Source organism: bacterium (assembly GCA_018812485.1).
Classification (GTDB): Bacteria; JAHJDO01; JAHJDO01; order JAHJDO01; family JAHJDO01; genus JAHJDO01.
The window spans coordinates 1-22148 of record JAHJDO010000076.1; the positions used below are offsets into that span (position 1 = coordinate 1).

Consider the following 22148-nt stretch of genomic DNA (forward strand, 5'->3'; position numbering starts at 1 on the left):
ATCTATCATTCCCGCTTGTCTCAAAAACCGACAGCGATCACGCCTGACCACTCTCGAAATCATGGAAACTCAATGTGATCCAATACTCGAAATTGAGAAACCCATAATCAGAAAATGCATCGCTTAACTTAACACGTATGCCAATTACCCCCCTGATGATGCCATTATCAAAAAATACACTGGTAATGCAGTACTCTATGGGATTACCAGCACTCTTATGGATAGGAATTATTATCCTGTTTTTCTTGGAAGAGAAGACCCGCCCTTTAGCCTGTCAAAGCTAAAAGAAACACATGTAGCTGGAGTAATTTTACAAAACGCAGATGATGAGAAATATCATCCATTTGTAGAAAAGCTAAAAAATGCGAGTGTTCCATATATCATGGTGGATAGATATGCCCTTCGTGAGGATATTAATTATGTTGAGGAATATCCTGCTCATGAAATATACAAAGCAGCCAAGTATCTTTTAAAGCTGGGGCACAGAAGAATTGTCGGAATAGGGTTTGAATCAAAGCGCCTGTGTTACAATAATCACTTTTATGGATTTGAGAAGGCTCTTCTTGAAGAAAAAACATACGATCCGCTTCTTATAAAGAAATTAACAGGAAATACAGAAGAAGAGATGCTGTCTGTGATAAACGATTTATTTTCAGGCAAAAATCCTCCAACAGCAATATTTCTGTTCTGGTCTCCTGCCACAGCTAATCTCATTTCAGCTCTTGAAAAACATGGAATTAAGATTCCGGAAGATGTCTCTCTAATGGCTGTTGGACATGAACAATACGCAAAGAACGGGCTGAAAATTACAACTGTTGCTGGTAGCTCTCCTATTAAATTCGGAGAAACTGCGGCTAATAAATTAATGAATTTGATAGAAGGGAAAATTCATCCGCCAGTAAACGTTAAATTAAAATTAAAATTACTTGAGGGTAACTCATGTATAAGAATTAATAATAAAGAGGAGAAAAGAGATGTTGAGTAAAATGAGAAAGATGTTTGAAAGGAACGGTTTCACGCTTATGGAGCTTTTGGTCGTAATAGCCATCATAGCTCTGCTTGCAAGTTTGCTTTTGCCTGCACTCAGTAAAGCAAGGGAAATGGGTAGGAGAATAAAGTGTGTAAGTAATCTGAAGCAGATAGGCCTGGCTTTTATAATGTATGCTGATGATTATGACGGATGGATGCCGCCAACGCAGGGATATGATCCAGCGGGTAGCGTTAAATATACTCAATGGTGGGGGGCTAATGTAGCATATTCCTACGGACTCTGGTACCATTTTCTTATGTCAACAGGACACCTTGCCCGTCCCGCGGATGGTATGTATCCCGGATCTGGGACTGATACGTATCCTGACTTTCCCACTGTCTTGCTTTGCCCTTCTGCGCCTAAATTGGATCAATATAACAGTTTTGGATATGGGATGAATAATTTTTTGGGTGGTAAGTCTCCATACTACAGTGCCGATGATCGCACATGGAAAAGGGCAAGCAGCCTAAAGAATACTACGGAAAATCTTCTGGTAGCAGATAGGAGCGAAAATAATACTTTTTTGGGGATTGATGGAACAATGGGGGGTCGCTACGCTTCTACCAGACACTCAGGAGGTTCTAACGTACTTTATCAGGATGGACATGTGAAATGGCATCTGGAAGAGGATATTCATAACAAGACTGTCTTTTGGGTAGAATGATCAAGATTTTGTTAAATAAAAACAGGAGGAAAAAAAGTATGTTTAACCAGCAAGATAGTTTGATGAGAAGAAAGGTATCTTTCTCTGGGCTTGTTATGATGATAATAGCCCTGTTGTTTGCCTCCTCTGAGGGTATGACAGCAGAGCCGTTTGCAGTGAAAAAGGTGAGGACGGTCTTCTCAGATACATTCAATAAACCTGATCATGGGGACCCGAACGTTCCCAAAGGCTGGTCGCACTGGCAGCCGACAACAGACAGCGGCAAATGTGTTTATGAACGGAGTTACGGCCGACAGGATTCAAGCTCCCTATGTTTTATTGATCCCCAGCGGTCGGTCTGGCAGCAAAAACTACCGGTGAGACCGGGCGCAATGTACCGTCTTTCAGGCTGGGTCAGTGTTGAAAGAAAGTCCACGAGTGGCACGGTCGCTCTGGGCATGATACCCAAGGTAATTTCCAGTGCCACGGGTAAAGAGATATTCCTAGGCAGGCATGGCGTCCGTAACGAAGTTCGTCTCTCGCCGGGATATTGGACATATCTCGAAGTCTTTTGGACATGTCCTGCTTCCGGCGAATATCCAGAAGGGAAGTTCTCCGGCATCGACGTCGAATTTTTCGGTTCTAAACTCAATGGCAAGGCGTGGGGTGATGATATTGTCCTGGACCAGGTGGTAACTGAGCAGCCATTCTGCGACAATTTCGAGATCAAGGGCGCAGCGCTTCGCACATGGGAAATTCATTCTTTCCATGGACTGGAAGGTCAGGCACAGGTGGAACATGACGCGGAGGGATTCGCCGATTCCGGCGCGCTCCACATAAAGCATATCCGCGGCACGCCTGGATTTTCGGCGGCAACGGTCCTGTCGCGAAACCGCTTTGGCGCAAAACGGGAGTGGACGTTTCTGTCTCATGGCCGCGCGCTTAAGGAAGGAAACCCGGTTCTCGGCGTTCAGCAACTCGACGCTGCCGGAAAGATCCTCCAGCAGAAAACCGAAGACCCAGGCAAGGACAAAGGCAATGGCAATGGCTGGGCTGAGCGCCGCCTGACATTCTCCCTTCTGCCTGGGACAAAGCAGGTCCGATTACTCTTGACCAACAACGGTACGGGCAGTGCAGTATTTGACAACGTCTGGCTGCGGCCGGCGCTGAGAAGTGAAACTGCTGTTTCAGAAACAAAATATGCCATCCGCGTTGGTGTTAACCCTGCAGATATCATCGCGGCGATTGATAAAACGCCGCCTGTCATCACAGTGCCGGCTGGCCAGACCACGGCTATCAACATTCATCTTGCCGGGGAGAACCGGCCTGACGATACAACCATTGTAGATATAGATATGCCGGATTGGCTTGAACTGCAAACAGCGCAGCAGTCCATCTATGGAACCGAGCCGCTTCCATGGAAAAAAATAGACGCTGAAAAAGAGGACCGCGTTATTTACAGGTTCACGAACCCGTACAACTGGCAAAGAGGAATGGTTAGAGGAGATTTTAATCCCTATCACGGGTTGATTCTTGTGTTTCGTACCAACGCAACCCCCGGCACTGAGGGAACCATTCTCATCCGGACCCAGTTAGGAAAAGACAATGGCCAGGAGCGGAAACTGAAAACCGTAGTCCGTGAATCAATCAGTCCTGCTCCACTCCTGAAGACGTTCAGGGTTGGCATCTGGGGCATCTCGTTTATACATGTGAGAGATGAATCTGCTCGCAAGGAACTTCTCAAAACCTATACAGACGCCGGTATTCGAGTCGGCAGTATGCATCAGACTCACGGATTTGCCATCGGCACTTTCAAGGAACTAGGATTCAAACCGACGCAGATCATTCTCGATCCATCCAGCCCTATCCCATATAAGGGATTACCTGCCGCTGAGCGGCCGGACATGGCCGTACTGACCAACGGGAACAATTCATCACACCATGTAGCGCTGGGTCTCGCTCTGAATGACCCGGAAGTTCACATCCGTTACAAGGAATACCTGAAGAAGTACATTGTTCTTCCACTGTTTTCCAGTTATATTGTGATGGATATCGAGTTCTGGGGCGAAGGCAGTACAGATCGCATGTGCTTCCATCCGAGTACGATTGCATCCTTTCGAAAGTACGCAAATATTCCCGCTTCGGTGACTTTAAGCTCAGAGGTCATTCTCAAGCAGTATTACAAGCAGTGGTCCGATTTTCGTAATTGGGTTACCGCTGAACTGCACGGTCTCATGCGGCGCCTCATGCGCGAGATTCGACCTGACTTGCTTCTGCTCGCGTATGATTACCCGCTGGCGATAGGCGGCAAGCCTCAGTCGTTCGTTACCGATTCGCCCGTGAACACGTTACTTTATGAGCCGCACATTGACATCCATCTCGTCAGTTACTACAACAGAGAGGGTTTTAACTTTCTCGACGCCGTGGATAATGACGCACGTCATCTTAAAAAACCGGTCTGGACGATTCCCTTTCTGATGAAAAACATCAACAACATCCACAGAAAGGACTACAACTACAGCCAGATATCAGCAAGGGAACTGCGGTTTGAAATCGTGGGCGCAGCCGCCAGCGGCGCCAAGGGACACCTCGGTTTCCCCGGCAAGCTGATGGATGCCGATTACTTGCAGGCCTACCACGATGGTGTTACCGCCGTGGATAGATATGAGGATTTTTATATGGATGGAGTGCGGGAAGACAAGAAGGTTGCGCTCGTCAATCCCGATCGCAATGTCCGCTGCCGCGTACATGCACTCGGTGATAAGCTGCTGCTGACACTTTTCAACTGCAGTGAGAATAATCTAAATATTGCATTTAAATACGCTGGCAAATCGCAAATAGTTTCGGTCAATGCACTGAATTTCAAACAAGTGGAACTGAAGTGAAATAGCATGATCAGTGGGACAAGAGAGCAAGAGGGAGTTTTGGGTTGAATGGAGGTGATTAAATGTAGTGGGTATGATTGAACTTGTTAATAATGGTGAGTTAAAAGAAACATAAGGAGAAAGAACATGTCTAAGAGAGAGAATGGATTTACGTGGTTTTTTGCTTTACTGATCGCCTGTATTTTTATGACCACAGTTGTGTCTGCCGGAGAGGTGGTATTTGAGGAGACTTTTGAAAACTATACCTTACCCGACGGCTACAGTGTAGCTATGGGTGGGAAATGGCAGCATACTGGCAGAGGAGATGGAACACTGGTTGAGGTCAGTGAGACAGTGGCTCAGAGCGGGAAGAAATCCATCCTGCTTTATGATAACGATCCAAAACAAGCCGCCACATTGGACGCCAAGATAAAGTTTCCCCAGAGTGGGAGTGTAACCGGCTACCTGATGATACCCAGCGTCTGCAAAGGGGCGAAGAATTCAGGAAGGGGCTATACAACTGTCCAGCTTTTTTCGGAGGGGAAAGGCGGTCCCGTAATCATCGTCAGCTTTCGCCGAGCCACGAAAGATGGCCGCATTACGACCCGTATGGACGAGGCGGCTTCACTCCCTGACGTTATTGAGGACGACACATGGCTCAAATGGCAAATCGAGTGGAAATGGGACGGAGCAAGTTCAAGCGGTAAGTTCCGCGTTACCATCGGCGATAAACAAACCAACTTCATCACCTATGATAATGGCAAACTGCGCATACTGCGGCTGGTTTCTGGCTGGAGTGGCGCGATGAACAATGGTATCTACTATGACTCGATTCGCATGGAGGCCATCGAATAGTAACCAAAATGTATCAGTCGGAGATAATAAATGGCATCATTTGGTTGGAGTTCGGCATGGGTTTAACAAAGCCATAGCGTTATATCTTGATGGAGAACTTATTGCCGGAGCAACAGAAGGAATTAAAGAAAGTGCTGAGACAGGAACATACGCCGCAGATGATTGGTTATAATGGAATACTTAATAACAATTATAATCTTCGTATAGGCAATAGCGGCTCTAGTTGGACTTATTTTTTCAGAGGAACTGTTGATGATGTCAAAATTTATAATAGGGCATTATCCGGACAGGAAGTAAAGAAACATTACCAATCAAGGTGAGGGGACACTTTGTAAAAAACAAAAAAAGGAGTTTCTTATGTTTATTGATATTCATTTGCACACAATAAGAGAAAAAAGTCTTCCCAGAGAAGACGGCAGCTATGCATCCCCTGAAGAATTGATCGAAATGATGGATAGAACAGGAGTTGATAAAGGAATCCTTTTGCCCGTAATGAGTCCAGAGTATCGAAGAAATCAGCTCTCAACAGTAGAAGACATTCTTGAGGTTTGCAGGAGGTATCAGGATAGGTTTATTCCTTTCTGTAACATTGACCCGCGTGCTGAAAAAAACAGTCCTGATGCTGATCTTTCGCGTCAATTACTCTTTTATAAGGAGAAAGGATGTAAAGGAGTGGGAGAAATTACTGCAAACCTGTATTTTGACAATCCCCTTGTACAGAATCTGTTTAAGCATTGTGAAAAATGTGAGATGCCCGTAATTTTTCATATAGGTTCACAATTTGGAAATTGTTATGGTCTTATAGATGACCTACACTTACCACGATTAGAAAAATCTCTAAAAAACTTTCCTGATTTGATATTTATTGGCCATTCTCAACCATTTTGGTCGGAAATTAGCGCAGATGTAACAGCAGAAAATAGAAACACATATCCAAAAGGCAAAGTTACAGAAGGAGGCGCAGTTCCCAGACTTATGGAAGAATATCCGAATTTGTATGGAGATATATCAGCAGGCAGCGGCTACAATGCCTTAACCCGTGACTCCGAATTTGGATATGAGTTTATTAATAGATTCAAGGATAAGCTTTTCTTCGGGACAGATATCGCCTCTCCTAAGGATGACCATCACCATGCAGAATTTTTGAGAAACGCTTATAAGGAGGGGAATATTTTAAAAGAGACGTTTGAAAAAATAAGCTGGCAAAATGTTAATAAAATCCTTAAGCTTGGTCTATAATTCTCTATTGTTGTTTTAGTGATTAAATCTATATGGGGATAAAATGGTTAAACTTACTATTCTTGGAGCCGGAGTGCCTAGACCAAATAAAGATCGTTTTGGCACCTCTTTTGTTTTAGAGATTAATGATGAATATTTAATGTTTGATTGCGGTCCAGCAACTACATACAAAATGGTTAAAGCAGGTTTATGGCCTACCCAGATTGATTATCTTTTTTTCACACACCATCATTCAGACCATAATGTGGATTATCCATGTTTTGTATTATGCAGGTGGGATCAGAGCGTAGGCCAGGAAAACCTGTTGAATGTCTATGGACCTGAACCAACTAAGTCAATGACAGATAGACTGTTCGGGGGTGAGGGTATTTTCTCCATCGATTTGAAAGCGCGTATTAATGGACTTGTAAGCCAGAGAGTACACCAGAATCGCGGAGGAACTCTTCCGAGGACAGGATTAAAAATAAATGTCAAAAATATAATTGCCGGCGATGTTATAGAAGGCAAAACATGGAAGATTTCCACTGCCAAAGCACATCATTTGGAACCACATTTACAATCTATTGCCTATCGAGTTGAAACCAAAGAAGGGACTATCGTGTTTCTTGGAGACACAGGGCATTGTAAGACTTTGACTAAATTATGTCAGGGGGCGGATGTTTTGGTAGCAAACTGTTGGGATCATCAAGAGACCATGAAAAAAAACGGGGAAGCCTCAGGCCAGACTGGAACCATTGACGCTGCAAATTTTGCCAAAGAATCAGGAGCTAAAACGCTTATCCTTGCACACATGGGAGCACGAATCTCTGCTCCAGGTTCTATAGAAAAAGCCGTTGCTGATATCAGCAAAATTTATGGCGGGAAAATAATTGTTTCAAAAGAAATAATGTGTATAGATGTTTTTAATTATGCACAAATTTAAAGCAATGATAAAGTGTTAAAAAATACTATTCAGAAAGAGAGTGGTTTTATTAAGGAATATAAGTGAAAGAAAAAGATAACTGTGCGCATATTAAACTTAGGCCATATCAAGTTTTATGTATTGTGTGTTCTGTAGGTGAAGGGAAATATTCGGGATTGAAGGATAAGAAAGTTAAACAAGTTTTAGACATAATCAGAAAAAACCCTAATACACCCGTTACTCTTCAATGTAACGTAAGCAGTATCTACAAATATCAAAATCCAGGTGCAAATAATAATTCTTCAGAAGGCACTTTGTATAATATCAAAAGGGACTTGGATATTTTTCAAAAGCTTGGGCTGGCGCCGGGAGCAACCCTGCCTGCAAGGGAACTTTTCATTCGTTTGCTGAAAGAAATTAAAACAGTAACGGGGATATGTACTTACGATGATATAACCTCTCGTGCTTGGAAAGGATGTTCTAAAGCTAAAAATGGATATTATGAGAAAGTTCTTAAAAAAGGCATTTCAGAAATAATTCCTGACAGAGGCAAGGATGAAAAGTCAAAAGTTAAAAAAGAGTCTGCCAATAATATATATTCCGCTAAAAAACTTTTTATCAGACCGCATCATCTTATGTGTGTTACTTGTTTTCTTGGAAGAGGATTTACCTCTCCCATTAAAGAAGATAACCTGTATGAGGTTCTGGATGTTGTTTGTAATAGTCCAGATATTCCGATTACTTTGACTGAAGGATGTTGTATGATTTGTCCTCCTTGTTCAGGCTATGAGCCTATGACGAATCTTTGTGTTGCTGGCTGCGGTTTAAGAGATGAAAAAAAAGATCTGGATGTGCTTCAGAAACTTGGATTAGTTTATGGAGTTACAATGAATGCAAGAGAGATTTATCGTCTTCTATTTGAGAGAATTCTCACAGGCGCGGAAATATGCGGCTATGGTAATAGAGATACTACATCGCCTGAATGGACTATTTGTAGCGGAGTGAAAGATAAAGCATATGAGAAGGGAAGAGAAATGCTGATAAAAAAATTAGCTTGTTCCAAAACTAACAGAAAGTATAAGATGTCCGGAATAAATGAGGAGTAAATACAATGATAGACATTCATATGCATATTGGAAGATTGTATAATGAAAAGTCAATTAAGCCTGAGGATCAGGCACTGACGCCGGAATACCTGCTGGATTTCATGGATGAAGCCGGCATTGAGAAAGCAGTGCTTCTACCAATTGAAAATCCGGAAGCTACTTCCTATTATGTAACTACTGACTATGTTCTGGATGTGTGTAAGAAATATCCTGATAAATTCATACCTTTCTGCAACGTGGATCCCAGAAGGAGCAGGCTTTATGAAGTGATAAAAGAATATAAAGACCGTGGATGTAAGGGCATGGGAGAAGTGCTTGCCGGACTTTATGTTGATGATCCGCTCATGCAGAGAATGTATGAAATATGTGGAGAATTAGGTCTTCCTATTATCTTTGATCTTTGCCGTATAACATGTTTTGATGACCTTAGGCTTCCAAGGTTTGAGAATATGATCAAAAAATTCCCTGAGACTACTTTCATTGGCCATGGTCCACGTTTCTGGGCCGAAATATCTGCTGATTACAAGTCCCCGGACATAAGTTATCCAACAGGAAAGGTGGTAAGTTCCGGCGCTGTTGAACGGCGCTCATGTCCATGTATGCCAATCTGTATGCCGATATATCTGCAGGAAGCGGATATACTGCACTTACACGCGATAAGAAGTTTGGATATCAGTTCATGGAGAAATTCCAGGACAAACTATTCTTTGGAACAGATATCTGTCATGTTAATCAAGACGTTCCTAACATCTCTTATTTTAAAAAAGCTGGCAAGGATAACAAAATTTCTAAAACCGCTTATAGGAAAATAGCATATAAAAATACGCAAAAACTACTGGACTTGTGAATCAGAAGAAAGCTTCAGAATTGACATAATAGTGTAATCCAGCAGGCATTTCTATTTTGGCTTGATAAAAAATCTTTCTAATTTTCCTAAAATGTGGTAATAAAAATAGAATAAAATACTAATTTAAAGGAGAGAGTAATTATGGCTGATAAAAAATCCCAGGAAAAGGACAGTGCTCTTGACATTGCAATGGCTCAGATAGAAAAATCGTATGGGAAAGGCTCTATAATGAGATTAGGAGAAGAATCTGCTGCCGTTGATATTGATGTAATACCCACAGGCTCAATAGCTTTGGACACAGCGCTTGGTGTAGGAGGCATACCGCGTGGGAGAATAACGGAGATATACGGACCTGAGTCATCAGGAAAGACAACGCTAGCTTTGCATGTTGTTGCCAATGCACAAAAGGCTGGCGGTATGGCAGCGTTCATAGACGTAGAACACGCTCTTGACCCAAAGTATTCCAAAGTTCTGGGCGTTGATTTAGATAGCCTCTTAATCTCACAGCCTGATAGCGGTGAACAAGCATTGGACATTACAGAAACCCTTGTCAGGAGCAATGCTATAGACGTAATAATAGTAGACTCAGTAGCTGCTATGGTTCCACGCGCAGAGATTGAAGGAGATATGGGAGATTCACATATGGGGCTTCAGGCACGGCTTATGTCACAGGCTCTCAGAAAGCTGACTGCTGTTATAAGTAAATCAAAGACATCTGTTATATTCATTAATCAAATACGACACAAAATAGGAGTTTTTTTTGGTAGTCCTGAGACTACTACAGGTGGAAATGCACTTAAATTCTATGCGTCTGTAAGACTGGATATTCGCAGAATAGCAACAATTAAGAAAGGCGAAACAGCAGTAGGAAGCAGGGTCAGGGTAAAAGTTGTTAAAAATAAGGTTGCTCCTCCATTCAGACAGGCAGAATTCGATGTTATGTATAATCAGGGTATTTGCAAAGAGGCAGGGATCCTTGATATGGCAATTGAGCATAAATTGATTGAAAAAGCCGGAGCATGGTTCTCTTATAATGAGGAGAAAATAGCTCAGGGCCGCGAAGGTGCAATCAGATATCTGGTAGAAAAGACCGATCTTAGAGATAAACTTGAAAAGCAGATAAGAGAGAATACTGGATTGAAGCCTGCCTAATCAGAAAAGATATGCAGAGTAAAGAAATTAGAAAATCTTTTTTAGAATTCTTTAAGAACAAAGAACATACTATTCTTCACAGTGCCTCACTGGTTCCCCATGAAGATCCAACACTTCTTTTTACAAATGCAGGCATGAACCAATTTAAGGATGTATTTCTAGGTCATGGATCACGTAGTTACAAACGCGTAGCAAACTCTCAGAAGTGCATAAGGGTCAGCGGAAAACATAATGATCTGGAAGATGTTGGACATGACAGTCATCATCACACTTTTTTTGAAATGCTTGGTAACTGGTCATTTGGCGATTATTTTAAGAAAGAAGCAATTAGTCTAGCATGGAAATTGCTTACTGAAGTATGGAACCTGCCAAAGGAAAGACTCTGGGCAACTGTATATAAGACGGATAAAGAATCCTTTAATTATTGGAAGACTGAAACAAATATTGATACCAGCCATATTCTCCGCTTTGGTGAAAAAGAAAACTTCTGGGATATGGGAGAGACTGGTCCATGTGGACCATGTTCAGAAATACATATTGATTTAACTAAAAATGGCTGTAATAAATCTTTAATCAACGCCAATAATCCAGATGTCTTAGAGCTGTGGAACCTGGTGTTCATACAGCATAACCGCAGAGAGGATGGGTCGTTGGAGGAGTTGCCTTCCAGACATGTGGATACTGGCATGGGCCTTGAGCGTATATCAAGAGTATTACAAAACGCGAAATCAAACTATGATACAGACCTATTTAAACCCATTATTGAGGCTGTGTGTGAAATCTCAGAAAAGCCATACAGAGATGAATATGTTGTGGCAATACAGGTAATTGTTGATCATATACGCGCTCTGGTATTTGCAATAGCAGACGGAGTAATGCCCTCAAACGAGGGAAGAGGATATGTGCTCAGAAGGCTGATAAGAAGAGCATCAAGAAGGGGAAATATGCTTCAGCTTAACCAACCATTTTTATGCAGGCTGGTTGGTTCCGTTGTAAATATTATGAAGGATGCATATCCTGAGCTGGAGACGCAAAGAGAGCATATAAGCCTTATACTTAAGAGCGAGGAAGAGCGCTTCCAGAAAACACTTCTTCAGGGAATAAACCTGTTTCAGGAGCTTGTTAAATCTGTTAAAAAGAACAAGAAAAAACTTATTAGCGGAAAGGATGCTTTTATTTTACATGATACGTATGGCTTTCCCATTGACCTTACCTGTGAAATGGCAAGAGAGGAAGGGGTTAAAGTGGATATAGAGGAATTTAATAAAGAGATGGACAAGCAAAGACAGCGGAGTATTTCGCAAACTCCGCTAGTTTCAAGGGTTACTGTTTTTAAACAAAGCACTCTGTTTACTGGATATAGTAAGTATTCTGATAAGGCGCAGATATTATGTATTCTAAAAGGTGGCAAAAAAACCGATAGAGCAAAACAGCAGGATGACATTGAGTTAATACTTGATAAAACATGTTTTTACGCTGAATCCGGAGGTCAGGTGGGAGACACAGGCGTAATTTCCAGAGAAGATTGCGAGATGCAAGTATCAGGTACTTATAAAATATCTGATACGTTTATTCACAAAGCTAAAATTTCTAAAGGCACAATCAAAATTGGTGATAATGTGACTGCATCTATTGATATAGCCAGACGCATGAGAATTGCAAAACATCACAGTTCAGCGCATCTTCTTCAATATGCGCTTCGCCAGGTTCTTGGCAAACATATCCAGCAGGCTGGATCATGGGTTGGAGAGAAAAGAATGCGATTTGATTTCAACCATTTTAAGGCTATTAGTAATGATCAGCTTAATCACATTGAAGAAATTGTAAACCAAAAGATTATGGAACTTGTTGAGGTAAAAACCTTTAATACCTCTATGAAAAAAGCTAAGGAGCTTGGAGCTATTGCCTTATTCAATGAGAAATATGGGGAGACAGTAAGGGTTGTCCAGATAGGGGATTTTAGCGTAGAGCTGTGTGGAGGAACACATGTAAAAAATACAGGAGAAATAGGATTGTTTAGAATAATCTCTGATAGTTCAATTGCTTCGGGTGTAAGAAGAATTGAGGTCTCATGTGGCGAGGTCGCATATAATATTATGAAAGAAGAACAAGAAATTCTTGCAGAAACTTCTCATCTCTTACATGTCCCCATATCTGAAATATCAGACAGAGTAGAAACACTTATAAAAAATCATAAAGATTTAGAAAAACAAATCAAAAAATTTAAAAGCAAACAGATAATGACAAATATAGATGATTTCATCAAGAAAGCCATTACAGTAGATGATGTAAAACTAGTTTCTGCGTCTCTGAAGAATATGGGGCATGAGGCATTGAGGGATATTGCAGATGCATTAAAGACAAAACTGGGCTCAGCCGTAGTGGTGCTTGGGTCTGTAAAGGAAGGTAAAGTATGTCTCGTAACAGCAGTGACTTCCGACCTTGTGTCTAAAGGCTTGCATGCTGGAAGGATCATTAAAGAAATTGCGCAAATTACTGGTGGTAGCGGCGGCGGCAGGCCAGACATGGCACAGGCAGGAGGAAAGGACGTATCCAAGCTTGATCAGGCTTTAAAACATGTTCCTGAAATAATACGAAAAGGAATAAATGCGTAGAATCCTCGGATTGGATATTGGAGATAAACGCATAGGCGTGTCTGTAAGTGATGAGCTGGGCATAACAGCACAGGGGCTTGAAAATATCCATAGAGAATCTGATGACCAGGCTATAAATGAGATATGTGGGTTAATACACCGATTACATATAGATGAAGTTGTTGTTGGCCTGCCTAAAAATATGAATGGCACTCTTGGTTCGCAGGCAGAAAAGGTAATGAAATTTTCGAAAGCGCTAGCTTCTTCAGTACGTATTCCGATTAAACACTGGGACGAGAGATTAACAACTGTTATTGCACAAAGAAGTCTTACAGCCTTAAATGTAAAAGGCAGGAAAAAGAAGAAAAAAGTCGACAGGATTGCAAGCCAGCTCATTCTTCAGGGATATATGGACAGTAGGGGCAGCCCTTGCGCCTGCCCTTTTTCTAAAAAAGGATGAGCAACCGCAAATATATCCTGATAATTATTCTTACAGGTATTGTTGCATATCTAACTTCCTTTCAAAACAATTTTGTATGGGATGATATTGGTCTAATTAGCGTAAATCCCTATATAAAAAGCTGGAAACATATTGGAGATATTTTTACTTCCTTTCTCTACCATAAAACTGGTGAGGGTGGAATCTTTTACAGGCCTATTGTCTCGCTTTCATTTCTGATAGATTACAGTATATGGAAAGAGAATCCTGTTGGATATCATCTGACAAATCTCCTGCTTCATATTTTAAACGCTATTTTGCTATACAAAATAATCCTCTATATGTTCAAAGAGAGAAAGATGGCACTTTTTACAGCTCTTCTCTTTCTGGTACATCCAATTCATACTGAGGCTATTACATATATATCTGGCAGAGCTGATCCAATAGTAACCTTATTTATGCTTAGCGCATTACTCCTGTTTATAACCTATGCCCCTCAAAACAAGTTCTGGGGCATATTTTGTGCTATTATTTTCTATATACTTGCTCTGCTTACAAAAGAATATGCTATAGTCTTCATCTTACTTCTTGGGACATACGGACTTTGTTTTAAGCCAAAGATTAAATCATGGCATTATCTGATATTTTTTGCAATTTCATTAAGTTATGGGCTAGTACGGCTGGCTCTGTTAAAGAATGAGACTGGAGTGTTTTTATTTAAACAAAATATGAACATGTCTCATCTTTTACTGATTATAAGCAGATCTTTTACTGAATACCTGAGACTTCTTCTATTCCCAATAAACCTACACTACCAGAGAGAACTTCATGTACCTTCCTCAATCTTCACGCCAATTGGGATATTATCAATTGCCATACCTCTTGCATTTATTCTTTTTGCCATCATTTTTAGAAAGAAAAAACCTGTTCTCTTTGGCTCAATATGGTTTATGGTAGGTCTTATTCCATATCAAAGCGCTCTGCAATTAAATGCAGCAGTGGCAGAACACTGGCTATACTTTCCTTCAATGGGTTTCTTCCTTGTTGTCTCAAGTCTTCTGTTTTCTGCAAAGGCAGATAAGGGAAAGAGAGGCATGCCTTATATTTTTCTTGTATTTATAGTTATTGCAGGAATAGCGCTTACGAATTCCCAGAGTCGTCATTGGAAGAATGAAATTACCTTATATAATCATATACTAAAATTTAGACTGAATGAGCCAAGGGTTCATAATAATCTTGGCAATGCATATGCAACAGAGGGAAGGTATGAGAATGCCCTGCTGCATTTCAAAAAAGCAGTTGAAATCGCACCAGGTTATTCTACTGCCTATTTTAATATGGGAGCTGTATATTTAGAAAAGCAGCACTTTTATACAGCTGCTACACAGTTTCAAAAAGCGCTAACCTTGAATCCATCTTATACAAAAGCCCGCTTATATCTGGCAGATACATATAACAGATTAGGCTTGACATATTACAAGCAAAAGAATTATCCAAAGGCCAGAGAATTATGGATAAAAGCCTTAAAGATTTATCCTGGGTATTTCAGAGCAAAAAAGAATCTTGCTACTCCATATCAAATACGCTAAAATGATTTGAATTATAGAATGTTTTAGTTCTGTCGCACTAGATGGGGAGATAGCGGTGCCCTGATTTCTGAGGTAAACTCGGGATGACCTGCAATCCGCTACAGCAGGATTGAATTCCTTCTTGAGGTCAATGTGTCTTTTGGAAGGGTGTTGGATAAGTAGCGATGAAGGCTGGATCCCATGCGGCAAAAATTTGCAAACCCCGTTAGGCCTGGAAGGGAGCAGCGGTAAGTAAATATTTTTGGGTGTTATGGGGATATCTAGCCGGAGCTGGCTGTTGAATAACTAGCTAAAAGTCAGGATCAAAGGATGGTGTGCGGCAGAGGTTATTTGTAGTAAGGGGGGTTTTTCGTGTCGTATTTGGTGCTTGCAAGAAAATGGAGACCCAAAAAGTTTTCTGAACTTATTGGGCAGGAACATGTAACTAGAACGCTGGCAAATGCTGTAGCATCAGGGCATCTGGCACATGCTTATATCTTCAGTGGGCCAAGAGGTATTGGCAAAACTTCTACAGCAAGAATACTTGCTAAAGTACTCAATTGTCCGCAAGTAAAAGATGCAGTGCCTTGTAATAAATGCAACATATGTCTCGAAATTGCGGAAGGAAATAATATCGATGTTCTTGAAATAGATGGCGCATCTAATAGAGGAATTGATGAGATTAGAAATTTACGTGATAATGTCAGATATACACCCTCTCAGGGGAAGTATAAGGTTTATATAATAGATGAAGTTCATATGCTCACAACAGAGGCATTTAATGCATTACTCAAGACATTGGAAGAGCCATCAGAACATGTTAAGTTTATATTTGCAACAACAGAACCTCATAAGATTCCTTTAACTATTCTGTCTCGCTGTCAGCACTTCTCATTTAAAAGAATACAAACGCAAGACTTAGTGGAACATTTAAAACATATGATTAAAGCTGAGAAAATCAAAGTAACCGATGAAGCCCTGTTTTTAATAGCAAAAAATGCAGATGGCAGTATACGGGATGCTCAGAGTGTACTGGATCAATTGATTTCCTTCTCTCCAGATAAAGAAATTACTGCGCGTACCGTAAACAGTCTTTTGGGCTTAGTCAGCCAGGATGTATATTTTCAGTTTGCTGAAAATATATTGCACAAAGATATTGTTAAACTATTAATACTGGTTGACAAATTAGTAAACGAAGGAAGAGACATAGGACAGGTGGCAAATGGGCTCATTAACTATTTTCGGAACCTGTTTTTCATTAGTCTTGGAGAGAGTGGAGAAAACCTGGTAGATGTGTCTAAGGATACAAAAGAGACATTAGTAAAGCAGACAAACCAGTTTCAAAAAGCCCGGTTATGGCAGATACTTGAGATGGTTTCTTCTCTTGAAAAAAATATAAGAACAACAAAAACCCCCAGAGCCTTTCTTGAAATTGCGATGATTAAGATAGTAAATACTATGTCTCCTGTTATGCTGGGGGAAATTGTAGAAAAGTTAGGAGAATTAGAAAAAAAATTAGAAAAAGGAACTAATTACTCTGTCGCAGAGCCGGACACAAATACAGAACCAGTTTCCAGTTCCATTCAACAGGAGAAAACAGTTCAAGCAAAGCCAGTTCAACAGGATTTAACCATAGATATTGTGAAGCAAAAGTGGCCAGAAATAATTTCAACATTGAAAAAACAAAAAATGATATTGGGAGTCTTTTTATCAGAAGGAGCTCCTATAAACATGGAAATGAGTACATTAGAAATTGGATTTGGGCCAAACGCCAGATTGTTTTTGGAAAAGGTTGAAGCTGAGAGAAAATTTATTGAGGAGACATTATTAGCGGTATTGGGACATAATATAACAGTAAGATGTGTCCCCGTGGAAAAGGACAACCATACGTTTAAAAACAACGAGGACTTCAAAAAACCAGTGGAGGAACAGAATGAAGAGCTATTACAGCATCCTGCAGTCAAAACTGTAATGGAAAAGTTTGGGGCTAAAGTTGTTAAAATTACTAAAAAAGGATGGAGGTAGAAAATGGCAGGGATAGGTAAATTTCTTAAACAAGCACAGAGAATGCAGAAAGATATGGCTAAAATACAGGCGGAAATGGCAAATAAGACAGTAGAAGCAACTGCTGGCGGTGGGATGGTCACAGTAATAGCTAATGGGAATCAGGAAATAACCGGTGTTAAAATTGAGAAGGAAGTAGTAGATCCAGACGATATAGAGATGCTTGAAAATCTTGTTATTGCAGCTATTAATGAGGGACTGCGTAAATCCAAAGAGATGGTTACAGGGGAAATGAGTAAATTAACAGGCGGTCTGAATATACCAGGACTTACTATATAGGGGGGATAGTGTATTACACAGAATCTCTTGACAAACTAGTTAAAGAATTAGGCAAGTTGCCTGGCATTGGCTCAAGAAGTGCTCAGAAGATGGCATTCCATCTTCTAAAAATACCTAAAGAGGAAGCTAGGGAACTTGCGCAAGCTATTGTAGACATAAAGGAGAAAACAAGGTATTGTTCTATATGTAATAACTTTTCAGAAGGTAAGTACTGTCCAATCTGCATAGATCCAGGCAGAGATAAGAGCATAATATGTGTTATTGAAGAACCAAATGATATAATTGCAATAGAAAAAATAGGAGTATATAAGGGGACATATCATGTGTTGATGGGCGCTATATCTCCGCTTGACGGAATAGGCCCCGATGAGTTAAGAATAAAAGAACTTCTTGGAAGAATATCTGCAGATGTCAAGGAAGTTATATTAGCAACAAATCCTAATACAGAAGGCGAGGCTACAGCAATGTATCTTGGTAAGATAATAAAGCCGTTAGGGACCAAAGTAACCAGAATTGCCAGAGGTATCCCTGTTGGCGGAAATATTGAGTATACAGATCAGGCAACATTAGCCAAAGCTATGGAAAAACGGGGGGAAATATAATGGCACTTAATAGTTTGGATATCATCATAATTTTGATTCTGGGAATAGTAACTGTATGGAGTGGAATTAAAGGGTTTTTCAAAACCATTATAAACCTGGCTGCTATTATTATTGGATATATTGTTGCCAGCCATTTCTACGTATTTTTAGTTGAAATGTTTAGAGAAAAGATTGGTGATTCAGTATTTATAAAAGGGTTATGCTTTATAGTGCTTTTTGTTCTTACCGCTGGGGCTATTCTAGTATTGGGACATTTCTGTGATAAGCTGGTAAAAAAATCTCCTTTAAGGGGGCTTGACCATGTAGGTGGAGCATTATTTGGTTTTATTAAGGGCGCATGTATTGTAGGTGTACTGCTTGTTTTCTTAGTGGTTCTGTTGCCTAAGGATAGTAAATTTACAGGAGAATCCCGTATGCTTCCGAAGGCAAAAACAGCATTTTTAGCTATGAAGTCTCTACTGCCGCAATCTCTCAAAAAAAAGACAACTCAAAAATACGAGGAGTTTAAAAATTATTGGAAACAGACGAAAGAAAATCTCTCCATTTTATAATTTCCAGACTGATAAAAGAATATCCTAGCACAAAGACTACTCTACACTATAAAAGTCCACACCAACTTCTCATATCAACAATACTCTCTGCCCAATGTACGGATGAAAGGGTAAATAAAGTAACAAAAGAATTATTTAGAAAGTACAAGTCTGTAGGGGATTATGCCAATGCAGAACTTTCTGAATTAGAAAAAGATATAAGACAAACAGGTTTCTTCAGGAATAAGGCAAAAAATATAAAAAATTCCTGCAAGATGCTTATAGAAAAATTTGACGGGCAAGTTCCAAACACAATGAAAGAAATACTGCTTCTTCCCGGAGTTGCAAGAAAAACAGCAAATGTAGTGCTGACAAGCGCATATGGAGTAATTGAAGGCATTGTGGTTGATACTCATGTGAAAAGGTTATCGCAGAGACTGGGCTTAACAAAGAATGATAATCCCGAAAAGATAGAAAAAGACCTTATGAACATTGTTCCGAAAGAGAAATGGGGCGAGTTCTCATTTTTACTCATATCCCATGGCAGGAAAGTATGTCAGGCAAGAAAGCCCGTCTGTAATAAGTGCATTCTTAATGACCTGTGTCCATCAAGAACAAATTCTGCATAACACAAAAGACCACCTTATTATTTGACTGGTTGTAAGATAAATTAACCTCTGGTATAATCAAAAATACTCAAATAAGTAAAGGGAGACGATGGTATGAAAAATCTAAACATTGATGTTTTAAATGGCGTTTGTGAAGAAGTTAAAAGCAGTATTGTTCCTTTTTGTGAGAAACTGGTTGAGATACACACAGATAATATAAAAGCAATAATTCTCTATGGGAGCGCAACAGGCAAAGAGTTTGTGCCAAAAAAGTCAAATATAAATATAATGATCGTTTTCAATAATCTCGGACTGAATGAGCTTAAAAAAAGTTTAAAACTGGTTGCAAAAGGCAGAAAAAAAAGGATAACTGCTCCGCTTTTTCTAACTATGCGTCATATTGAAACTTCAACAGATGTTTTCCCAATAGAATTTCTTGAAATGAAGGAGAACCATCTTCTTGTTTATGGAGAGGACATTCTGGAGGATATTAAAATAAATCAGGAAAATATCAGACTGCAGTGTGAATCCCAGATAAAGGGTAAATTGATACGTTTAAGGCAGTCATATCTTGAGATTGGCCTGAAGCGAAAGGGAATAGAGTCGCTTATGATAGATTCTCTGACCTCATTATTTCCAATCTTCAGGAACATACTCCGTCTTAAAGGAGAAACTCCACCAACTACAAAAGAAGATGTAATTGAGCTTATGAAAAACAAGTTTAATATAAATAACCAGATATTTCTTAATATCTTAAGAGATAAAAAAGGTGACGAAAAAATTGGTGAGCAGCCTGCTGAGCAAGCATTTGAAACGTATCTGGAAGAGATAAGAAAGCTTGCATTAATAGTGGATGAATTAAAATGAGCACTGTCAAGTCAAAATTACTTTTACTCACACTGTTTTGTGTTTTTGTTCTATACCATGTAAGTATTTTTGGAGCAGATAGATATCCAAATTACACCGGCTATGTAAATGACTTCGCCAGGGTTCTGAACAGTAGTGAGAAGGGCATAATAACTAATTTAATTACTGAACTTGAGAAGAAAACATCTGCAGAAATAGCAATTGTAACAGTCTCGAATATTGAAGGCTCTGAAATCAATATTTATAAAAACGGTCTTTTTGAAAAGTGGAAAATAGGTAAAAAGGGGAAAGATAACGGGGTGTTAATTGTTCTTGCAATGAAGGAAAGAAAGGTCGGCATAGAGGTTGGTTATGGGTTAGAGGGAGTTTTGCCTGATGGACTCTGTGGAGAGATTATTCGCAAGCAGATGTCGCCAAACTTTAAAGCAGGTCAATTTGGAAAGGGACTTGTAAGCGCTGTTGCTACAATATCAAATCTTGTTGCTAAGGAATATAATGTTAAGCTATCAGGGCTGAATTCTTTGCCAAGAACTGCATATGTAGTGCGAAAGCGTTCAGCTGCCAGCTCCATAGCAAGCATAATCTTTGCACTGTTATTCTTAATGCTTATCTTAGGTTCAAGGACAGGTCTTCTTGGAGTATTGCTTTTTGGATCAATGACTGGCAGAGGCGGCTATTGGGGAGGAGGTGGTTCCGGCGGTTTTGGTGGAGGTTTTGGCGGGTTTGGAGGCGGCATGTCCGGCGGCGGAGGTGCAAGCGGAAGCTGGTAAATTGCAGTCAAAGACTGCTAAAAAAAGGAGGGATGTATGAAAAAAGGATGTTTGGTAGGCATAGTAATTGTTGTTGTAATTATTGGGTTTATAGGCTTTTTCATTGGTGGGCTTAATAAGGTTGTAAGAATGGATGAGAATGTTAAAGCCGCCTGGGCACAAGTTGAAAACCAGCTGCAAAGAAGAAATGATCTAATACCTAATCTGGTAAACACAGTTAAAGGATATGCGAAGCACGAAAAAGAGATTTTTACTTATGTTGCTGATGCCAGAGGAAAGCTTGCAGGCGCAATCAAAGAGAATAAGTCAATCAAAGAAAAAATTCAAGCGGCAGGAGAGCTAAATACGGCTATTTCTCGTCTGCTAATGATTGTGGAAAGATATCCTGACCTTAAGGCAAATGAGAGCTTTGCGAGACTCATGGACGAGCTTTCAGGAACAGAGAATAGAATCGCTGTTGAAAGAATGAGATATAACAGAGGTGTTCAGGAATTTAATGCGCATATTCGTATGATACCGGGCAGCTTTTTCGCACGGTTAAAAGGGCTTAGCAAAGCTGAATACTTCGAGGTAGAAGAAAAAGCAAAAGAAGTACCGGTAGTAAAATTTTAATGTCTACTTCTGATATCAGGCTGATTTCTAATAATGATAGCGTACTTGTTATTGTTGATATACAGGAAAGACTTGTTCCTAAGATATCCGACAAGCACACTGTTATTGACAATACTGTTACATTGATAAAATCTGCCGGAATACTTAACATTCCGATTACAGTAACTGAACAATATCCCAAAGGATTAGGCTCAACCATTCCTGAAATAAAAGATTTAATAATTCCATGGCAGCCAATAGAGAAGATATGTTTTAGCTGTTTCGGTAGTAGTGATTTTTCAGAAAAGCTGGAAGGACTGGGAAAGAACAATTTAATATTATGCGGAATAGAATCCCATATTTGTATAATGCAAACTGCATTGGATGGACTAAAATCAAACTATTCTGTTTTCTTTGTTAAAGACGCTATATCATCCAGAACTAAAAATAATAGAGAAACTGGTTTTGAAAGAATGGCTCAGGCTGGCGCAATTCCCGTTTCTACAGAGATGGTAGTGTTTGAGTTATTAAGAGAAGCAGGTGCGGACAAATTTAAACAAATAGTAAGCTTGATAAAGTAGCGGCTTTGCGTTGACATG

The 22148-nt window shown here is 40.1% G+C and carries 22 protein-coding genes and 1 other RNA gene; all 23 read left to right on the plus strand.

What is annotated here, in order from left to right:
* Positions 1–217 precede the first annotated feature (217 nt).
* The 23 genes from KKC91_06030 to KKC91_06140 all read left to right on the plus strand — a co-directional run bounded on the left by KKC91_06030 (position 218) and on the right by KKC91_06140 (position 22130).
* Positions 218–985, plus strand: coding sequence for a substrate-binding domain-containing protein (locus KKC91_06030; protein ID MBU0478107.1), 768 nt, complete (start codon positions 218–220; stop codon positions 983–985).
* Positions 975–1694: a DUF1559 domain-containing protein gene (locus tag KKC91_06035; GenBank protein ID MBU0478108.1), complete on the plus strand. Its 720-nt coding sequence runs from the start codon at positions 975–977 to the stop codon at positions 1692–1694. The genes KKC91_06030 and KKC91_06035 overlap by 11 nt, the downstream gene beginning before the upstream one ends.
* Positions 1695–1732: 38 nt before the next feature.
* Positions 1733–4558 carry a hypothetical protein gene (locus tag KKC91_06040; GenBank protein MBU0478109.1) on the plus strand — a complete coding sequence of 942 codons (2826 nt, stop codon included), beginning with the start codon at positions 1733–1735 and terminating at the stop codon, positions 4556–4558.
* 126 nt (positions 4559–4684) lie between these two features.
* Positions 4685–5392: a hypothetical protein gene (locus KKC91_06045; protein MBU0478110.1), complete on the plus strand. Its 708-nt coding sequence runs from the start codon at positions 4685–4687 to the stop codon at positions 5390–5392.
* 101 nt (positions 5393–5493) lie between these two features.
* The gene (locus tag KKC91_06050) at positions 5494–5712 is read left to right on the plus strand and encodes a LamG domain-containing protein (protein MBU0478111.1); all 219 of its coding nucleotides are present in this window, start codon (positions 5494–5496) and stop codon (positions 5710–5712) included.
* Positions 5713–5749: 37 nt separating this feature from the next.
* Positions 5750–6631 carry an amidohydrolase family protein gene (locus KKC91_06055; GenBank protein MBU0478112.1) on the plus strand — a complete coding sequence of 294 codons (882 nt, stop codon included), beginning with the start codon at positions 5750–5752 and terminating at the stop codon, positions 6629–6631.
* 43 nt (positions 6632–6674) lie between these two features.
* On the plus strand, positions 6675–7553 hold the full coding sequence (locus KKC91_06060) for an MBL fold metallo-hydrolase (GenBank protein ID MBU0478113.1): 879 nt from the start codon (positions 6675–6677) through the stop codon (positions 7551–7553).
* A 62-nt stretch (positions 7554–7615) separates the two neighbouring features.
* Positions 7616–8638, plus strand: a complete 1023-nt coding sequence (locus KKC91_06065; GenBank protein ID MBU0478114.1) for a hypothetical protein — start codon at positions 7616–7618, stop codon at positions 8636–8638.
* Positions 8639–8643: 5 nt separating this feature from the next.
* Positions 8644–9450: an amidohydrolase family protein gene (locus KKC91_06070; protein ID MBU0478115.1), complete on the plus strand. Its 807-nt coding sequence runs from the start codon at positions 8644–8646 to the stop codon at positions 9448–9450.
* 176 nt (positions 9451–9626) lie between these two features.
* The gene (gene recA / locus KKC91_06075; protein ID MBU0478116.1) at positions 9627–10637 is read left to right on the plus strand and encodes a recombinase RecA; all 1011 of its coding nucleotides are present in this window, start codon (positions 9627–9629) and stop codon (positions 10635–10637) included.
* Between the two features lie 11 nt (positions 10638–10648).
* Positions 10649–13252 (plus strand): alanine--tRNA ligase, encoded by a 2604-nt coding sequence (alaS, locus tag KKC91_06080; protein MBU0478117.1) that lies wholly within the window; start codon positions 10649–10651, stop codon positions 13250–13252.
* On the plus strand, positions 13245–13691 hold the full coding sequence (gene ruvX, locus KKC91_06085) for a Holliday junction resolvase RuvX (protein ID MBU0478118.1): 447 nt from the start codon (positions 13245–13247) through the stop codon (positions 13689–13691). The genes alaS and ruvX overlap by 8 nt, the downstream gene beginning before the upstream one ends.
* Complete coding sequence (locus KKC91_06090; protein MBU0478119.1) at positions 13688–15259, plus strand: tetratricopeptide repeat protein; 1572 nt, start codon at positions 13688–13690, stop codon at positions 15257–15259. Before ruvX ends, KKC91_06090 begins: the two co-directional genes overlap by 4 nt.
* Before the next feature lie 32 nt (positions 15260–15291).
* Positions 15292–15579: signal recognition particle sRNA large type (gene ffs / locus KKC91_06095), an RNA gene on the plus strand.
* A 31-nt stretch (positions 15580–15610) separates the two neighbouring features.
* On the plus strand, positions 15611–17263 hold the full coding sequence (gene dnaX / locus KKC91_06100) for a DNA polymerase III subunit gamma/tau (protein ID MBU0478120.1): 1653 nt from the start codon (positions 15611–15613) through the stop codon (positions 17261–17263).
* A gap of 3 nt (positions 17264–17266) precedes the next feature.
* On the plus strand, positions 17267–17581 hold the full coding sequence (locus KKC91_06105) for a YbaB/EbfC family nucleoid-associated protein (protein MBU0478121.1): 315 nt from the start codon (positions 17267–17269) through the stop codon (positions 17579–17581).
* Positions 17582–17586: 5 nt separating this feature from the next.
* Positions 17587–18183, plus strand: coding sequence for a recombination mediator RecR (gene recR / locus KKC91_06110; protein MBU0478122.1), 597 nt, complete (start codon positions 17587–17589; stop codon positions 18181–18183).
* Positions 18183–18734 carry a CvpA family protein gene (locus tag KKC91_06115; GenBank protein ID MBU0478123.1) on the plus strand — a complete coding sequence of 184 codons (552 nt, stop codon included), beginning with the start codon at positions 18183–18185 and terminating at the stop codon, positions 18732–18734. The genes recR and KKC91_06115 overlap by 1 nt, the downstream gene beginning before the upstream one ends.
* On the plus strand, positions 18698–19342 hold the full coding sequence (gene nth, locus KKC91_06120; GenBank protein ID MBU0478124.1) for an endonuclease III: 645 nt from the start codon (positions 18698–18700) through the stop codon (positions 19340–19342). Before KKC91_06115 ends, nth begins: the two co-directional genes overlap by 37 nt.
* A 93-nt stretch (positions 19343–19435) precedes the next feature.
* Positions 19436–20188 carry a hypothetical protein gene (locus tag KKC91_06125; GenBank protein MBU0478125.1) on the plus strand — a complete coding sequence of 251 codons (753 nt, stop codon included), beginning with the start codon at positions 19436–19438 and terminating at the stop codon, positions 20186–20188.
* Positions 20185–20958, plus strand: coding sequence for a TPM domain-containing protein (locus tag KKC91_06130; protein MBU0478126.1), 774 nt, complete (start codon positions 20185–20187; stop codon positions 20956–20958). Before KKC91_06125 ends, KKC91_06130 begins: the two co-directional genes overlap by 4 nt.
* Before the next feature lie 36 nt (positions 20959–20994).
* Positions 20995–21570 (plus strand): LemA family protein, encoded by a 576-nt coding sequence (locus KKC91_06135; protein MBU0478127.1) that lies wholly within the window; start codon positions 20995–20997, stop codon positions 21568–21570.
* On the plus strand, positions 21570–22130 hold the full coding sequence (locus tag KKC91_06140) for a hydrolase (GenBank protein ID MBU0478128.1): 561 nt from the start codon (positions 21570–21572) through the stop codon (positions 22128–22130). The genes KKC91_06135 and KKC91_06140 overlap by 1 nt, the downstream gene beginning before the upstream one ends.
* Positions 22131–22148: the final 18 nt, after the last annotated feature.

Excerpts from the sequence above, each read along its gene's own strand:
- recA (MBU0478116.1), top strand. The coding sequence starts at position 9,627 with ATGGCTGATAAAAAATCCCAGGAAAAGGACAGTGCTCTTGACATTGCA.
- KKC91_06045 (MBU0478110.1), top strand. The coding sequence starts at position 4,685 with ATGTCTAAGAGAGAGAATGGATTTACGTGGTTTTTTGCTTTACTGATC.
- alaS (MBU0478117.1), top strand. The coding sequence starts at position 10,649 with ATGCAGAGTAAAGAAATTAGAAAATCTTTTTTAGAATTCTTTAAGAAC.
- KKC91_06115 (MBU0478123.1), top strand. The coding sequence starts at position 18,183 with ATGGCACTTAATAGTTTGGATATCATCATAATTTTGATTCTGGGAATA.
- KKC91_06090 (MBU0478119.1), top strand. The coding sequence starts at position 13,688 with ATGAGCAACCGCAAATATATCCTGATAATTATTCTTACAGGTATTGTT.
- KKC91_06055 (MBU0478112.1), top strand. The coding sequence starts at position 5,750 with ATGTTTATTGATATTCATTTGCACACAATAAGAGAAAAAAGTCTTCCC.
- KKC91_06070 (MBU0478115.1), top strand. The coding sequence starts at position 8,644 with ATGATAGACATTCATATGCATATTGGAAGATTGTATAATGAAAAGTCA.
- KKC91_06125 (MBU0478125.1), top strand. The coding sequence starts at position 19,436 with ATGAAAAATCTAAACATTGATGTTTTAAATGGCGTTTGTGAAGAAGTT.
- KKC91_06105 (MBU0478121.1), top strand. The coding sequence starts at position 17,267 with ATGGCAGGGATAGGTAAATTTCTTAAACAAGCACAGAGAATGCAGAAA.
- KKC91_06030 (MBU0478107.1), top strand. The coding sequence starts at position 218 with ATGGATAGGAATTATTATCCTGTTTTTCTTGGAAGAGAAGACCCGCCC.
- KKC91_06060 (MBU0478113.1), top strand. The coding sequence starts at position 6,675 with ATGGTTAAACTTACTATTCTTGGAGCCGGAGTGCCTAGACCAAATAAA.
- KKC91_06130 (MBU0478126.1), top strand. The coding sequence starts at position 20,185 with ATGAGCACTGTCAAGTCAAAATTACTTTTACTCACACTGTTTTGTGTT.
- ruvX (MBU0478118.1), top strand. The coding sequence starts at position 13,245 with ATGCGTAGAATCCTCGGATTGGATATTGGAGATAAACGCATAGGCGTG.
- KKC91_06040 (MBU0478109.1), top strand. The coding sequence starts at position 1,733 with ATGTTTAACCAGCAAGATAGTTTGATGAGAAGAAAGGTATCTTTCTCT.
- KKC91_06135 (MBU0478127.1), top strand. The coding sequence starts at position 20,995 with ATGAAAAAAGGATGTTTGGTAGGCATAGTAATTGTTGTTGTAATTATT.
- KKC91_06035 (MBU0478108.1), top strand. The coding sequence starts at position 975 with ATGTTGAGTAAAATGAGAAAGATGTTTGAAAGGAACGGTTTCACGCTT.
- KKC91_06140 (MBU0478128.1), top strand. The coding sequence starts at position 21,570 with ATGTCTACTTCTGATATCAGGCTGATTTCTAATAATGATAGCGTACTT.